Source organism: Pontibacter toksunensis (assembly GCF_042686245.1).
GTDB classification, from domain to species: domain Bacteria; phylum Bacteroidota; class Bacteroidia; order Cytophagales; family Hymenobacteraceae; genus Pontibacter; species Pontibacter toksunensis.
This window is the reverse complement of sequence record NZ_JBHUOX010000004.1, coordinates 153,442-169,731: the sequence shown is the minus strand read 5'-3', so window position 1 is coordinate 169,731 and position 16,290 is coordinate 153,442. Positions and strand designations below refer to the sequence as shown.

The window sequence follows — 16,290 nt, the reverse complement described above, 5'->3', positions numbered from 1 at the left end:
GGGGGAAGGTTTTCAGCATGAGGAACAACCTGTAAAGACTACTTATAAAACGAGCCCTTCATCCTTGAAGAGCTAAAAAAATAGAACATGAAACTGATACGATACGGAGAACCGAACAAGGAGAGAACCGGTGTTATACTGGACGATACTTATTATGACACCTCTGCTTTTGGAGAAGACTATAATGAGCAGTTTTTTGAGACAGACGGACTCACTCGCCTGCAGCAATTTGTGGAAGCCAATAAAGGGAAGCTGGAGCGCATCCCGGAAAACAGCCGCCTGGGCAGTCCTGTTGCGCGCCCGTCCAAGATTGTCTGCATCGGCCTGAACTATGCCGACCATGCTAAAGAGACAGGAGCAAAAATACCGGAAGAGCCGATTCTTTTCATGAAGTCCACGACGGCGGTGGTGGGGCCTAACGATGACATCATTATTCCGAAGAACTCAGAGAAAACAGACTGGGAGGTAGAGCTGGCGTTTGTAATGGGCAGGAAGGCCAGCTATGTAGACGAAGGCGAAGCTTTGGATTATGTGGCAGGCTACTGCCTGCACAACGATGTGTCGGAGCGGGCGTTCCAGCTGGAGCGCGGCGGCACCTGGGACAAAGGCAAAGGCTGCGACACCTTCGCACCCATCGGTCCCTTCCTGGCTACCAAAGACGAGGTGGGGGATGTAGACAACCTGCGCCTGTGGCTGAAGGTAAACGGCGAAACGATGCAGGACGGCACCACCGCCAACTTCATTTTCCGGATTCCGCAACTGGTATCGTACCTGAGCCAGTTCATGACGCTGCTCCCGGGCGACGTGGTTTCAACCGGAACACCAGCCGGCGTGGGCCTGGGCTTCAACCCGCCAATTTACCTGAAGCCGGGGGACGTGGTGGAGTTGGGAATAGACGGACTCGGAACTTCAAAGCAGCAGGTAAAGGCCTATGCCAAGGATTGACGCCCACCAGCATTTCTGGAAATTTGACCCGGTCAGGAACAGCTGGATTACAGGTGACATGGCCAGCATCCGCCGCGACTTTACACCGGAGGACCTGCAGCCTGTTTTGCAGCAGCACGGGTTCGATGGATGCGTAGCCGTGCAGGCGGACCAGTCGGAGGCGGAGAATGAGTTCCTGCTGGGCTATGCAGACACCTATGATTTCATAAAAGGCGTGGTGGGTTGGATTGACTTAAAGGCAGCGGACATTCAGGAGCATCTTACGCATTATGCCCGTTTTGAGAAGATGAAAGGGTTCCGGCACGTGCTGCAGGGGGAGCCGGACAGGGCACTGATGCTGCATCCCGCTTTCAAGAGAGGTATCAGCCAGCTAAGCAGGTTTGGCTTTACGTATGACATCCTCATTTACCCGGACCAGCTCCGGTTTGCAAAAGAGTTGGCAGCAGGCTTCCCTGATCAGCCTTTCGTGATAGACCACCTGGCAAAGCCCAATATCAAAGCGCAGGAAATAGAGACCTGGGCAAAGGACATCAGGGCAATAGCGGAACACGTGAACGTGCACTGCAAACTATCTGGTATGGTAACGGAAGCGGATTGGCAGAACTGGAAGAAAGAAGGTTTCAGGCCCTACCTGGATGTGGTAGTGGAGGCATTTGGAACAAACAGAATCATGTACGGCTCTGACTGGCCAGTCTGCCTCGTGGCGGCAAGCTATGCCGAGGTGCTGGGCATAGTAGAAGAATATTTCTCCTCCTTCAGCCAGTCAGAGCAGGCAGCGTTTTTCGGCGGCAACGCCAGTCGGTTTTATAGGCTTTCTTAACAGAAATCAATAGTATGAACTTAGAACTGAAAGACAAAGTAATTATAGTATCGGGGGGAGCAAAAGGCATTGGCAACGGCGTTGTGAGTGTGTTGGCAGCAGAGGGAGCTATACCAGTAGTAATAGGTAGAGACGAGCAGGACAATAAAAGTGCGGTAGCCGAAATAGAAGAAAAGGGAGGAAAGGCCTTTCAGGTTGTCGCTGAGCTTTCGCGGCCGGAAGAGTGCGAGAAGGCGGTGAAGATGACCCTGGAACAGTTCGGCAGGATAGAAGGGTTGGTGAATAACGCTGGCTTTAATGATGGCGTGGGGCTGGAGAATGGCAGTTACGAGAAGTTTATGGCCTCGCTGCACAACAACCTGACGCACTACTACCTGCTGGCCCACTACGCCCTGCCCGAACTAAAGAAGTCCAGAGGCGCTATCGTGAACATCAGCTCCAAAACGGCCGAGACCGGACAGGGAGGCACTTCTGCCTACGCAGCGGCAAACGGCGGGCGCAATGCCCTCACCCGGGAGTGGGCTGTAGAACTGGCCAAGTACAGCATCCGGGTGAACGCCATCATCGTGGCCGAAAGCTGGACGCCTGCCTACGACAAATGGATAAAGACGCTGCCCAATCCGGAGGAGAAGCTAAAAGAAATCACAAGCCGGATTCCGCTGGAACAGCGAATGACCACCCCAGAGGAAATCGCCAACACCACCGCCTTCCTGCTGTCGGAGCGCTCAAGCCATACCACCGGCCAACTGATACATATAGATGGTGGGTATGTGCATTTGGACAGGGCGATGGCGAATGCTTAGACTATACTGATCACATGGATGACGGCTTTGTAAATATGCTTCCATAATTGCAAAGCTTACATTTCTCCCGGATATTCTCAGAGACCCGCCCCAATAACGTTCAAAGGAAAAATGCCTCTCGCCTGCGGAGCGCTGAGCCAGAAGCTATGGGTAAGGGTGTCCATTGGTTGCTGGATTAGGAGTTGTTACGGCAAATTGAGCAGCATTGCACGAGGTAACCTAACTATGGCTCAAGGCGGCCAGAAATACATAATGAGCGGCACACCCAGCAACACCATTGCAATTGTCACAGGTAAGCCCATTTTCCAGTAATCACTGAACTTGTATCCTCCTGGCCCCATAACCAGCGTGTTGGACTGGTGCCCAATGGGAGTTAGAAAGGCACAGGAAGCGGCTACTGCGATGGCCATCAGGAACGGATCCGCTGAAACGCCTAGTTCACGTGCGATATTTATACCAATGGGAGCCATTAGCACAACGGTAGCGGCGTTGTTGATCACGTTAGACAGCATGATGGTGATAATCATCATAATGCCCAGCAGCAACCAGGTGGGGTGGCGGTCGCCCATGCTCAGTATCTGGTTAGTAACCATGTCGGCACTTCCGCTTGTCTCAAAAGCTACGCCTACCGGTATCATGGCAGCGAGCAAAACAATCACTGGCCAGTCTATGCTGGTGTACATTTCCCCTAAAGGGAGTATGCCTGACAGTACCATGGCAATGGCTGCAATAGTGAAGGCAATCTGGACCGGTAGCACCCCAAGCACCACCGTTGAAATGGCAACCACGAAAATACTAAGCGCGAACAGAATATTCCGGGGCTTGCCTATCGTCAGACCTCTTTGAGCAAGCGGAAGGCACTGCATGGCGGTGATGGCATCGTTAATGTTAACGGTTCTTCCCTGAAGCAGCAGCACATCGCCTATTTTGAAATGGGTTTTGCCGATGCGCTGCCAGAATTGTTTCTCACGCCTTGCAACGGCCAAAAGATTTATCCTGTATCGGTTGCGCATGTTGAGGCTGGCGGCGGTCTGGCCTATAAGCGGAGAATCAGCCATCACAATGGCTTCCGCTGTGTGGATTTCATCTGATCCTTTGGCTTCTTCCCGAATCGGCTTTCCCCCGGTAAGCCTGGCCCCCGTATTGTCTATAAACACCATCAAATCGTCCGTGTCTGCCTCCAAAATCAGGATGTCGTTGGGTTTTATTTCCTCGGAAGGAGATGGGGCATGTATTCTTACACCCTTTCTGATGAGGCCCAAAGCCAGTATTTCTGTATCTGCCACCTTGTTCATTTCAGCAATCGTTCTGCCGTTGAGCCGGGATTCTTCTGTTACCCTAACTTCTGTGATATAGTTCTCTATATGAAACAGATTGGCCGACGTCTGCGTTTTCCGTTGGGGCAGCAACTTCCAGCCCAGCAGCGTGATAAATGCGAGCCCCACCAGGGCTAGTGATATTCCAACCGGGGCAAAGTCAAACATGCCGAAACGCTCTCCGGCAACGTCAGCTCGGAAGGTGGCGATAATGATATTGGGGGGAGTTCCGATGAGCGTTATCATGCCACCCAGTATAGAGGCAAAGGCAATAGGCATTAAGATGAATGAGGGTGGGTTTCCGTTCTTTCTGGCCATGTGCAGGGCTACCGGCATGAGAATAGCAAGGGCGCCGATGTTGTTCATGAAAGCAGAGGCAATGGCAACGATAAAAGACAGAACCACAATTTGAAGCATGAGATTTGTGCCGAGTTTGGCCAGCAGGCGACCGACCACATCAATAAGCCCCGAGTGCTGCAATGCTTGGCTGATAACAAGCACTGCAGCAACGGTGATTACGGCGGGGTGACTGAAACCTGTAAATGCATCCTCAGCCGGTATAATGCCAGCAATAACCAGTACGAACAAGGCAAGAAGCGCTACAATATCATAGCGCAGCTTCTCCCAGACAAAAAGTGCCAGTGCAATTCCAAGTGTCAGGAAAACGAGAATCTGTTCCATGCATGAAGGTTCAGTCGCTCAAGGCGGCTATGTAACTAAGCACTGTTAAAGGACAATCAACCTTTACTTTGATTCAAAAGCCTTGCTTAGGCTGGTTGAAGGAAGCCGATGCCAAGGATGAAGACAGTTAACTACCATTTTTCTACACAATTTTTGCTGTGCGAGTTGTATAAAGCTGCTGCCATCAGAAAACTGCCGGTGAATAAGCTGCTACAGACTCTATAAATTTAACATCTGATGATAACAAAACCACAGTGGTTAATTTTTTAGTCTCTCCTGTGTTTGTCAGAGGCACATGTGGCAGTACTTCTATAAAACATGTAAGCCCCTGCTGAACAGCAGGGGCTTACATGTTTTATAGAAGTACACCTTTACTTCTGGCTTAAAAACCAGCGCAATCACTGGTAGGAACAAGTACACCACCGGCCTGATTATACACAACAGAAGCCCCCAGATGGCTGGTGTAAATCAGGAAACCAGAGCCCACTACCATCAAAAGTACCACTACTGCCTGCAGCCACTTTGTCTTTAGCCTGACCAGGTTAAAGCGCAGGCTCAAATCCAGCGCAGTGGCAGCGGAAAAGAGGTAAGCGAGGTTATAGGCTGCTATCTCATGGTCCTTCAATATGGTTGGGTCACACAACTTCCGTGCTACAATCCCATCGGCCATATCACCGGTATAGATGCTCAGCCAAGCCATTAGGCAGCCGGCATAAAGCAAATAAGCACCTGATCTTTGCCAGAAATGTGCCTGACCTTCCCGCAGGAAGAGGGCCATCAGTTTGGTGATTGTTGCCAACAGCAGAAGGGAAATGGGGAAATGCAGGGTAAGCGGATGCCACAACTCCGTTCGCCAGAAGGTGGTTTCAAACATGCTACTCGAGGATTCTAACAGCTATTGGCTCTAGTCTTTGCCCTACCTTTTCCACTTCAACCTCAACCTGCTGGCCTTCCTGCAACTGGTCGAATGCTACTGTTTCTCCGTTTCTGGTTAGCGTGGTGTTTTCATTAAAATACAGCTCCAGGCGCTGGTCATCCGCTGTTTTTACATATATCTCAGTTTTCTCTGGCTCTACCTCATCCACAGTGCCCTGGTAAGTGCCTGACTCTACTACATCTGTACCCTCTTCGCAGGAATACAGGAATGGTACCATGAACAAGAAGAGGAATGCAAACAATTTTACGTTTTTCATAGTGCTTAAATTTTTATATGAATTTTACCAAATATAAGGAAAAATGTAAACTAGGTTGTCTTTTACCCTCGCTCACGCTGGCTTATCAAATGGAGGTTTACAGCTTTTCCTCATCAGTTTTAGGTCTCCTGATATCAATGTTTGTGTTATGCATAGATAATCAGAAGACTAATTTTTAAAGCAGATAAAATGTTTCTTTCCTTCTCCGCGGACCTTGGTTTATCCTGATTAAATTTAGTTCCACCTTATTTAAAATTATTTTAAATAAGGCTTGCCTTATATACCTCTTCAAGTTAGCTTTGCACATCTATTTATAATAAGTCTAAATAAAAACTAAGTATAAAAATGATATCCATGTTTAGCAATTCTAAGCTCAGAACCTTTACGCTTGCAGTAGCGGCTTGTGTGGTTTTCTCTTCCTGCGAAGATGAAAAGGAGGGTAGTCCTTCTTATAATGTACCGGAAACTTACAACTTCGAGAATGTTAGCTACACCGGCCAGACGCAGCGCATGCAAATGCTGGATGAACTGGATGTCTATATTAAGACAGGTCATACTGGTGCACGATTAGATGCTCAGAAGATGAAGGACATGTATGCGAACACCAACAACGCCTTTTCTGACGCCAGCCTGAACGCAGCCACAAGTAAGCAGCTCAAAAATAAAACTATCCTGACAGCTCAGCCTGTGTTCGAAGGTTTTTTCGAAGACGTAGCTGCTGCTAGTCTTTCTTCAGGTGTTCCAGCTGTTGAAGGTCTCCCAGGTTTGCTTAGTACAGCAGATGGAAGTAAAAGCTACTTGGTAAATGGAAACGGAGTGGAGTATGCCCAGGTGATTCAGAAAGGTCTGATGAGCGCTGTATTCTTTAACCAGGCAGTGGAAGGCTACCTAACTGAGGAAAAAATAGGAGCTTCTGTAGATAATACCACTGTAACGCCAGGTGAAGGCACTAGAATGGAGCACCACTGGGATGAGGCTTTCGGCTACTTCGGAGCTCCTGTTGATTTCCCGACAAATACCACAGGCCTAAAGTACTGGGCGAACTACAGCAATCAGGTAAACGCAGCCTTGGGTAGCAATAAAGCCATGATGGATGCCTTTTTGAAAGGACGCGCTGCCATCTCTGCCAAAGATATGAAGGGTAAAGACGAAGCCGCCGCCACTATCCGCAACGAGTGGGAGCGTTTAGTAGCTGCCTCTGCCATTCATGAGCTGAATGCAGCCAAAACCAACATTGCTGACCAAGCCAAGAAAAGTCACTATTTGTCTGAAGCCATTGGTTTCGTGATGGGCCTGCAGTACAAGTCTGACAGCAAGCTGTCAAAGGCAAAGTATGATGAGGTACTTAGCGCCATTGGCACGAGCCTGTACGATACAACTGCTGACGACATTAACACCGCCATCAATATCCTGAGCACAGCTTATGGCATGGATAACATCAAAGGGCAGCTATAGCACCCTAAAGTATTATTGTTAGTTTTTGAAAGTGCAGCAGCTGCGGAAATGCCAATCCACAGCTGCTGCCTTTCGCGTTTTAAAGTATACCACATGATAGTGTTTAAGAAATATACTGTAATGGCTCTTGCCTGCCTTGCTGTACTGAGCAGCTGTGGCTCCGACAAAGATGGAGGTGACCCGAAAACAGAATACGACCGCCAGGCGATGGTGGCCAACTATGCCGACAACCTGATTGTACCCGGTTACACAGTATTCAAAAACAAAACAGAAGCCATGAACACCGCCATCAGCGCTTTTGTGGCGGCACCTGCTGCGACTACACTGGCAACTGCCCGCACTGCTTACCAGGAGGCATACAAAGCCTGGCAGGATGTGAGCATGTATGAGTTCGGCCCTGCAGAGGAACAGTTGCTGCGCAACAACCTCAACATTTACCCTACCTCCACCGCTGAGATAGAAAGTAACATCACGGCAGGTACTTATGATCTGCAAGCCGCTGATAACCTGGATGCCAAAGGGTTCCCGGCACTGGATTACCTCCTCTATGGATCCGGCACAGAGGCAGCCGTTGTAGACCAATATACTACTGGCACCAGTGCTGCAAACCGCAAAAAGTACCTGCAGGATTTGAGCAGCCTCGTGAATCAGCATGCCACTGCCGTTTATAACGGCTGGACCAGCGGCAACTATGCGGCTACCTTTAAAAATGCACCAGGCACGGCCGTGGGCAGTGCGGTGGGCAACCTCGTGAATCAGCTAAACTTTGATATAGACCTGACCAAGCGCGCCAAAGTGGGCTTCCCGAGCGGCAGGTTTACAGCGGGCAGTGCACTGCCGGAAAAGGTGGAGGCCTATTACAGCCAGACCTCGCTGGAGTTGCTGAAGCAGGCTATTCGCGCCGAAAAGGCTGCCTTTATGGGGATGACAACAAGCGGCACCAACGGACCAGGCCTGGACGATTACCTGGACCACGTGGACGCACCTTACGGAAATGGAAAGCTGTCTGACGCCATTGAGGCACAATTTAATGCTGCCCTCGCTGCCGTAGATGCCGTACAGGGGCCACTGTCAGAAGCTGTTACTACCCAGCCACAGGCTGTGACAAAGGTTTACGACGAGCTGCAGAAGCTGATTGTGCTGACAAAAGCAGACATGCCTTCCGCGCTGGGTGTTACCATCAACTACACCGACAGCGACGGCGATTAGGGAATTGTCATCACGACGGTAGGAGAGATCCAGTACATATGTAAAGCCTGAATTATAGGTAAAACTGCTTTTATAAAGTAGTCCAAAAGTTTAAAGCACCGCAATGCTTCACAAGCTAAAGCCATACCTCACCGCACCTGTTTCCGCAGCACCGCTGGCGGTGTTCCGCGTTATTTTCGGCGGAATGATGCTGGCCAGTATCCTGCGTTTTATGGGCAAAGGCTGGGTGACGGAGCTGTATGTGCAGCCGAAGGTATACTTTCCTTACTATGGCTTTGAGTGGGTGCAGCCTTTGGGCGAGACAGGCATGTATGCCCTTTTTTCCGTGATGGCGGTGGCCGCGCTGGGGATAATGGTTGGGCTGTTTTACCGCCTGTCGGCGCTGCTGTTCTTCCTCAGCTTTACCTACGTCGAACTCATCGACAAAACCAACTACCTTAACCACTATTACTTTGTGAGCGTGGTGGCGCTACTGCTGGTGCTGGTGCCGGCGCACCAGCACTTTTCGCTGGACGTGCTGCGTGAGCCCAAAAGCTGGGTAAGCCATGTGCCGCGCTGGGCTGTGCTGATTTTTAAGCTGCAGCTGGGGCTGGTGTACTTCTATGCCGGCATAGCCAAGCTAAACCCCGACTGGCTGCTGGAGGCGATGCCGCTGCGCTACTGGCTGCCGGCTCACACGCACCTGCCGCTCATCGGCCCGCTGCTCGATGAAGTATGGGTAGCGTTTGTTTTCTGCTGGTTTGGCGCTTTCTACGACCTCACCATTCCGTTTTTCCTGAGCTGGTGCAGGAGCAGGGGGCTGGCTTACCTCACAGTGGTGGTGTTCCATGTGCTTACGGCGGTGCTGTTCCAGATAGGAATGTTCCCTTACATTATGATGGTCAGCACACTGATCTTCTTCTCCGAAAGCTTCCACGAGCGCCTGCTAGCTTGGTTCCGTAGTGTGGCAAAAGTGCGTGTGCCTGCCGTTCCTGCCTTTGCAAGGATAGAGGCACAGCCGCTGCTTTTAAACCTGCTGGCGGTGTACTTTGTGCTGCAGGTGCTGGTGCCCTGGCGTTTTTTGCTGTACCCTGGCCAGCTTTTCTGGACCGAGCAGGGTTACCGCTTTTCCTGGCGCGTGATGCTGATGGAGAAAGCCGGAACAGCTTTTTTCTATGTGCGCGACCCTGAAACAGGCTATGAAGTAGAAATCAACAACCGCGACTATCTGACCATTACGCAGGAAAAGCAGATGGCTATGCAGCCCGACATGCTGCTGCAGTATGCCCACATGTTGCAGCAGGATTTCGCCTCCCGCGGCATACCCGGCGCGCAGGTGCGTGCCGAGGTGTACGTTTCTATGAATGGCCGTGGCAGCCGGCTTTTTATCGACCCGAATGTTAATTTGGCGGCCGAAAAAGAGAGCTTCCTGCCGAAGCCCTGGATTTTACCTTTAGATGAAGCAGCTTTACCGCAAGAGGCGGTCGGGCAGAAATAACTCATAATGCGCATAACGCTAACTATCGCCCTGGTGCTTTGTAGCTATGTGGCTGCACTGGCACAAACGTTTACTGTCACTGGTAAAATTACCAGTACTGCCTCGCAGCAAGCCGTGGCACAGGCCGAGGTGCTACTCACTAACACCGGAGTGTTGTTCAAGGCCGATGCACAGGGGAATTACTCTATCCCCAACCTGGCACCCGGCACCTATACCCTGACTGCCTATAACGTAGGCTGGGGCTCAGCTACGCAGCAGGTAACTATCAGCAACAGCAACATTGCACTGAATTTTTCGCTGAAACCGCTGGAAGGGCAACTGCGGGAGGTAAACGTTAAGGGCGAGCGGGAGAAAACCTTCGGTATAACCCGGCTAAATTCTGTGGAGGGGGCCGCCATATATGAGGGGAAAAAGAGCGAAGTAGTAGTGATTAGCGACATCACTGCGAACAAAGCCACCAACAACAGCCGCCAGGTTTTTGCCAAAGTAGCTGGCCTCAATATCTGGGAGAGCGACGGCGCCGGACTGCAACTCGGCATTGGGGGGCGTGGCCTCAGTCCGAACCGTACTTCTAACTTCAACACCCGCCAGAATGGCTACGATATTTCGGCCGATGCCCTCGGCTACCCTGAAAGCTATTATACCCCGCCTGTTGAGGCGCTGGATAAGATAGAGGTGGTTCGCGGGGCGGCCTCGCTGCAGTATGGCACCCAGTTCGGTGGCATGATCAACTTTGTGATGAAGGAAGGGCCGGAGGACAAGCCATTTGAGTTGACGTCCCGCCAGACAGTTGGTTCCTGGGGCCTGTTTAATACCTTTAACAGCATTGGCGGCACCAAAGGCAAGCTGCACTACTTTGGATTTTACCAGTACAAGCGCGGCAATGGCTGGCGGGACAACTCTGAGTTTAATGCCCATACTGCCTTTGCATCACTGCATTACAAGCCGAACGAAAAGCTGGAGATAGGCTTTAACTATACCTTTATGGATTACCTGGCACAGCAGCCAGGCGGCCTCACAGATAAGGACTTTGAACAGGACGCGCAGCAATCCATCCGCGATCGCAACTGGTTTAAAGTGAACTGGAACCTGATGGCCCTGACGTTTGACTATCGCTTGGGCGAGCGCACAAAGCTGAACATCCGCAACTTCGGGTTGCTGGCACAACGCGATGCTTTGGGCTTTATGGGTAAGATTAGCCGCCCCGACGATATTACGCAGCCACGCACGCTGCTGCAGGACCAGTTCAATAATTTCGGTAATGAAACGCGCCTGATCCACCGCTACGACCTGGGCAGCGCCTTCTCTACATTGCTAGTAGGTGCCCGTTACTACCGTGGCTTTACCGACCAGCAACAGGGCGACGGAACTATTGCCGCAGACGCCGATTTTAGGTTTTACTCTGAAACCGGTGCGCCCAATGCCTCCAGCTACGATTACCTCAGTCGTAATGTGGCCTTTTTTACCGAGAATATTTTCAACATGACTCCTGAATTCAGTTTAACTCCGGGTGTGCGCTACGAGTGGATAAACACCAACGCTGATGGTAGCTACCGTGCTGTAGTACCTGACCAGGCAGGTAATATTATCCGCGATGAGGTTGTGCCGGAAGACCGCAGCAATTCCCGCAACGTGCTGCTCATGGGGCTGGGCCTGAGTTATAAACCAAGCGAGCAGATGGAGGTGTACGCCAACTTCTCGCAAAACTACCGTGCTATCAACTTCAACGACATGCGCGTTATTAACCCGAACCAGTTTGTGGACCAGAACCTGAAAGATGAATCTGGATACAGCACAGACCTGGGCTTCCGGGGCAATATCAGCGGTGTACTGAATTATGATGCCAGCCTTTTTTACCTGGCTTATAAAGACCGTATTAACTTCCAGAACATACCTGGCACCACCAACCGTATCCGCACCAATGTCGGTGACTCCCGCAATTTTGGCCTAGAGACTTTCATAGAGGCTGACCTGCTGAAGTTATACTATGGCAAAGAGCACCCTACCAGCCTCTCCGCCTTTTCTAACGTCACGCTGGTAAACACAAAGTACAGCAGCCCGCTAAAAGATATTGATGGCAACCAGGTGGAACTGGCACCGCCAGTTATTGCCAAGTTCGGCCTCTCATTCAAGCGCAACGATTTTAAGCTGGCTTACCAGTATGCCTATACCGCCGAGCAATACACCGACGCACCGAACTCCCTGCTGGAGCCTACGGCTGTAGTGGGTGTCATTCCCGCCTATTGGGTGATGGACCTCTCAGGCAGCTACACCTATAAGCGTGTTACCCTAGAAACCGGCATCAATAACCTCACTGACAACCGTTACTTCACGCGCCGCGCTACCGGTTACCCGGGCCCGGGTATCATTCCATCCGATGCCCGCAACTACTACGTCACATTGCAGTTTCAGCTGTAGGTTATTTATCCGCTTGCCACTTCCAATTTGGAGGAAGGAGAAGAATCTGCTAATTTGAGGAAGCAGGCAACATACATTCAGGATGCACTTCCGGGAGATGTCTGCCGCCTCAGAAATGATGTAGCAACTATTTAAACCCCTTCCTAACTAATGAACAACCAGATATGGATAATGACCTCAGCGTTTGATAAGCTGGGTTTAGATGAAGTAATTGAAAAAGCACAGGAAACAGGTGTGCAGGGGCTGGATGTGTGCGTGTTCCGCAGGGACGGCACGCGGGATGTCTTTGTGGCGACGCACCTCGATTATGAAAACTTCGGACTTGCCGATGCCAAAAGGCTGCTGGATAAGTTCAACAGTGCTCGCCTGCAGCTTTCCATAGGCGCTTTTGACAATTTGATAGGAGGTGTCCCGGAGCAGCGCGTGAAAAACCAGAACCATCTGCTTCGGCTCATCCGGATGGCGCACCTGCTGGGAGGGGATGCGAACGATGTGAAGGTGGGCACTTTTGTGGGCTACAACCATGAACTTGGCAACCAGGAGCACGGCTTTCAAAAAAACATAGAGGAATACGCCCGTGTTTTTACTCCTATTATAAAGTATGCCGAAGACCTGGGCGTGACCGTGCTGTATGAGAACTGCCCGATGGAAGGCTGGCGCCCGTCAGGCTACACCGGCACCTTCAATAACCTGACAGGGGTGCTGGCTGCCCGCAAGCTGATGTACGAACTGATTCCGAGCATGGCGCACGGTGAAATCTACGACCCCTCGCACGATGTGTGGCAGCACGTGAACCCGAGTGAGGTAATCCGGTACACTGAAATGGAGCGCCTGCACCGCATTCATGTAAAGGCGACCCGCAGGGGCAACAATCTATACTGGGGCAACATGTACCCGGTGCAACTGGTGGACGCTGATCTGGCGAAACGTGCAGGCGTGCCTATCAGCAAGAATGAGTGGGACCGCCATAATTATGAGGCGATGCTGCCCGGTTTCGGCGGTTCTGACAGTATGGACTGGCGGGCTTTTGTGAATACACTGAAGGAGAAAGGTTTTACGGGGCCTTTTGAAATTGAAAACGAGGCGGCTTTGTCGAAGGGCACTGGCAACATGGGCGCCATTATGCAGGGCTTTAAAGCCACTACTTTGAACCTGGCGCCGATGCTGTGGGAACTTACTGAAACCGGCTACCAATACAACGCGGAGGGCTTCCGTGAACTGAAGCAGGCGGTAACTAAAGATGTTCCGGTCGTAACGATGGATGAGCTTTAATTAAACTGAACATTGCTGCGATGATGTGTCGGCAGTAGCTGCGATTCCTGAAGAAATAAGGATTGTTTTCTGGCTGAATATTTGCTTTCACTAAGGCAGAACGCCTTACAGGGGAGTTTTAAAATATTTTATTGTTTTATATATAATAAATTGCATATAAAGTTTTGCTTTGTCAAAACCATTACCTTACTTTAGACCATTAAGTTTGTTTTCATAGCTTGGAAAGGCACTCTGCTCTGTAGGGTGCTTTTTTTGTTTTATTTTGTAGAAAGAATTGCTCATTTCAAGGTACTACCACCTGCCACTTAAACTCTCCAAAGTCGATAGTATATTGCTATTGCCCACTTAATTTGAGGCTTGGCTAGAACTGGAAGCATTTTTTACAAATATGAATCATGCTGTCCCCATCCCGCTTAACACCCTCTGTAGAAGAATCTATATGTGTAGAGCAGCATTGCCTATATACTTTCAATAATGTAGCGCTTTAAAGATATAATCAGATACAACTTAATTAAATATAGAGTGGGATAAATTTATAATATATAATAGATATTAAATATAATGAAGAGTAGATGGTGTAAACGGTATTAAGAGTTGTTATCTTTGCACATTAATAATAACGCAATATGACTCAGCTTAACATAATCGTTTTAAATCTGATCAAGAATAACACCTTATACTTTGATGAAGCTGGCCAGGGTAAAGGCTCCATAAGCATTGAAAGCTTTGAGTCCAGCTTTGATCTCTTGGCTGCTATTGAGCTGCCGAATATTGAAAAATATACCTTCTTTTACAGGAAGTACACGTCTCCCAATCTGGTAATGAGTATTAATGTTGCGCAAGATAGGATAACTGCTTTGCTAAGGACGTATGACTTTTTTAAGCATAGGTTAGAGACTGTGTTAAATCCTTCCTTTACTGTTTTCCTATAAACGCCATATAGGCTGCTTTGGCCTTCTCCTAATGCCAGTAACCTCCTAATTTCCTGGTAACAGAATTTAGATCCTGCGCTTCAGGCATACCCGTCCATACCTGAATCAGGTAAACCCCAGGCTTCAATTTAGATGCAGCAGTACAGAGGGATATATGCTTCGCGGAAGCTTATGCTTTCACTGTTGTAGTACCTCCTCCACGTAGCGAGACGTCCACAGGTGTGTTGCTCTGCCAGGCACCGGAAGTAAAATCAGGCACATCAATAGAATTAGAGCGGCTGGCGACAGACCACTCACTTAACGGAGCGACAGCACTCCACAAGGCGGCATCATACACGTCTTGGTCCAAGGGAAGGCCATTGCGCAGAATATCCACGAGCCGCCAGTCCATCAGGAAGTCCATGCCACCATGGCCCCCGATTTGTTTGGCCATATCCCCCAGTTTCGTTATTATTTCAGGCGTATATCTCTCTTCCAGCGCTTTAAGCTCTTCCTGCGACACCCAGCCTTCGTGGGAGGTGGCAATTCTGGCTGGCAAAGGCCACTTCCTGGCGGTGCCCTGTGTGCCGCTAACAAGGTGTATTCTGGAGTAAGGCCTTTGCGACGATACATCATGCTGCACCATAATCGTCCTGCCCTTTTTGGTGCGGATGGTGGTGGTGTTCATATTGCCGCGGTATGCATGGGCCACGAACGGCGTATAGAAACTGTCTTTGGCTGCCAGCTTCCGGGCTGTTTCCCCCATCGTAAAGTCGTTGCTGGAAACGGAAACGAGGTAATCCATTTGGTCGCCCCTGTTTATGTTCATGATCTGGCATATCGGACCCAGGCCGTGGGTAGGGTAGAGGCTTCCGTTTCTGGTGTTTTCCTTCAGGCGCCACATGTCCTGGTAGCCGTCTTTTGAGAAGTTAAGGTCTACAAGGTTATGGATGTACGCGCCTTCGCCGTGCACAATCTCTCCGAAGAAGCCCTGCCGGGCCATGTTTAGCGTAAGCAGCTCGAAAAAGTCGTAGCAGCAGTTTTCCAGCATCATGCAGTGTTTGCGGGTGCGCTCAGAGGTTTCCACCAGTTGCCAGCACTCTTCCAGAGTAGTGGCAGCCGGTACTTCTACCGCCACATGCTTGCCCTGCTCCATGGCATACACCGCCATAGGCGTATGCAGGTGCCAGGGTGTGGCAATGTATACCAGGTCAATGTCATCTCTGTCGCACAGCGCCTTCCATGCTTCTTCCGTCCCGGAATAGGTAGCCGGGTTGTGGGAGGTGCCTGCCAGCTTTTGCTGCACAGCTGACACTTGCTCCGGCCTTAGATCGCACAGCGCCTTTATCACCACATTCTCAATATGATTCATTCGGGTCACAGCGCCCGGTCCCCTCATGCCAAGACCAATAAAGCCTATCCTAACAGTATCTAGCTTTGGAGCAACATAACCACTCATGTTAAACTGCTGCCGGTGCGGCTTCTGAGAAGCTGCCTTGATATGGTCCAGGTTGGATGAAGCATTCGTTGAAGTGGCACAGCCGCTCACTAAACCAGCACCGGCCACACTGAGACTAGCCAGTCCGGTGCGTTTCAAGAATTCTCTGCGGTTCGTACTCATGGGCTCTATCGGATTTGATCTGTAGTTGTGGTTCGTCTAAGGTCTTCTGGGGCAAGAGTACCACTGTTCCTTCTGTTAAGATAGCTTATGTTGTGGGAAAATAAAAGGGGTTGCTGACATCCTCTTTCTGTCATTTCAACCAAAGGGAGAAATCTAAAACATTGCGGGA

At 50.3% G+C, this 16,290-nt stretch carries 13 protein-coding genes; 9 read left to right on the top strand and 4 right to left on the bottom strand.

Annotated elements, in window-relative coordinates:
* Positions 1–87: 87 nt before the first annotated feature.
* From ACFS7Z_RS07225 to ACFS7Z_RS07215, 3 genes are read left to right on the top strand one after another with little or no spacing between them, the layout of a single operon-like run.
* The gene (locus tag ACFS7Z_RS07225; RefSeq protein ID WP_377482829.1) at positions 88–945 is read left to right on the top strand and encodes a fumarylacetoacetate hydrolase family protein; all 858 of its coding nucleotides are present in this window, start codon (positions 88–90) and stop codon (positions 943–945) included.
* On the top strand, positions 932–1,765 hold the full coding sequence (locus tag ACFS7Z_RS07220; protein ID WP_377482827.1) for an amidohydrolase family protein: 834 nt from the start codon (positions 932–934) through the stop codon (positions 1,763–1,765). The genes ACFS7Z_RS07225 and ACFS7Z_RS07220 overlap by 14 nt, the downstream gene beginning before the upstream one ends.
* 14 nt (positions 1,766–1,779) lie before the next feature.
* Positions 1,780–2,568 (top strand): SDR family oxidoreductase, encoded by a 789-nt coding sequence (locus ACFS7Z_RS07215; RefSeq protein ID WP_377482825.1) that lies wholly within the window; start codon positions 1,780–1,782, stop codon positions 2,566–2,568.
* Positions 2,569–2,798: 230 nt separating this feature from the next.
* Here ACFS7Z_RS07215 and ACFS7Z_RS07210 read toward each other — a convergent pair whose 3' ends face one another.
* From ACFS7Z_RS07210 to ACFS7Z_RS07200, 3 genes are all read right to left on the bottom strand, one after another.
* On the bottom strand, positions 2,799–4,565 hold the full coding sequence (locus tag ACFS7Z_RS07210) for an SLC13 family permease (RefSeq protein WP_377482823.1): 1,767 nt from the start codon (positions 4,563–4,565) through the stop codon (positions 2,799–2,801).
* A gap of 382 nt (positions 4,566–4,947) precedes the next feature.
* Complete coding sequence (locus tag ACFS7Z_RS07205; protein WP_377482821.1) at positions 4,948–5,439, bottom strand: DUF2231 domain-containing protein; 492 nt, start codon at positions 5,437–5,439, stop codon at positions 4,948–4,950.
* A gap of 1 nt (position 5,440) precedes the next feature.
* The gene (locus ACFS7Z_RS07200) at positions 5,441–5,758 is read right to left on the bottom strand and encodes a hypothetical protein (protein ID WP_377482819.1); all 318 of its coding nucleotides are present in this window, start codon (positions 5,756–5,758) and stop codon (positions 5,441–5,443) included.
* 354 nt (positions 5,759–6,112) lie between these two features.
* Here ACFS7Z_RS07200 and ACFS7Z_RS07195 point away from each other — a divergent pair, with 354 nt between their 5' ends.
* The 6 genes from ACFS7Z_RS07195 (at position 6,113) to ACFS7Z_RS07170 (ending at position 14,521) form a co-directional block, all read left to right on the top strand.
* Positions 6,113–7,213, top strand: a complete 1,101-nt coding sequence (locus ACFS7Z_RS07195) for a DUF4856 domain-containing protein (protein WP_377482816.1) — start codon at positions 6,113–6,115, stop codon at positions 7,211–7,213.
* A 93-nt stretch (positions 7,214–7,306) separates the two neighbouring features.
* Positions 7,307–8,422, top strand: a complete 1,116-nt coding sequence (locus ACFS7Z_RS07190; protein WP_377482814.1) for an imelysin family protein — start codon at positions 7,307–7,309, stop codon at positions 8,420–8,422.
* A 103-nt stretch (positions 8,423–8,525) separates the two neighbouring features.
* Positions 8,526–9,899 (top strand): HTTM domain-containing protein, encoded by a 1,374-nt coding sequence (locus ACFS7Z_RS07185; protein ID WP_377482813.1) that lies wholly within the window; start codon positions 8,526–8,528, stop codon positions 9,897–9,899.
* A gap of 6 nt (positions 9,900–9,905) precedes the next feature.
* Positions 9,906–12,317: a TonB-dependent receptor domain-containing protein gene (locus ACFS7Z_RS07180; RefSeq protein ID WP_377482811.1), complete on the top strand. Its 2,412-nt coding sequence runs from the start codon at positions 9,906–9,908 to the stop codon at positions 12,315–12,317.
* Positions 12,318–12,467: 150 nt separating this feature from the next.
* The gene (locus ACFS7Z_RS07175) at positions 12,468–13,589 is read left to right on the top strand and encodes a sugar phosphate isomerase/epimerase family protein (protein WP_377482810.1); all 1,122 of its coding nucleotides are present in this window, start codon (positions 12,468–12,470) and stop codon (positions 13,587–13,589) included.
* 626 nt (positions 13,590–14,215) lie between these two features.
* On the top strand, positions 14,216–14,521 hold the full coding sequence (locus tag ACFS7Z_RS07170) for a hypothetical protein (RefSeq protein ID WP_377482809.1): 306 nt from the start codon (positions 14,216–14,218) through the stop codon (positions 14,519–14,521).
* A 169-nt stretch (positions 14,522–14,690) separates the two neighbouring features.
* Here the strand turns inward: ACFS7Z_RS07170 and ACFS7Z_RS07165 are convergent, their stop codons facing one another.
* A complete protein-coding gene (locus tag ACFS7Z_RS07165) occupies positions 14,691–16,121 on the bottom strand; it encodes a Gfo/Idh/MocA family protein (RefSeq protein WP_377482806.1) in 1,431 nt (476 codons plus the stop codon).
* Positions 16,122–16,290: the final 169 nt, after the last annotated feature.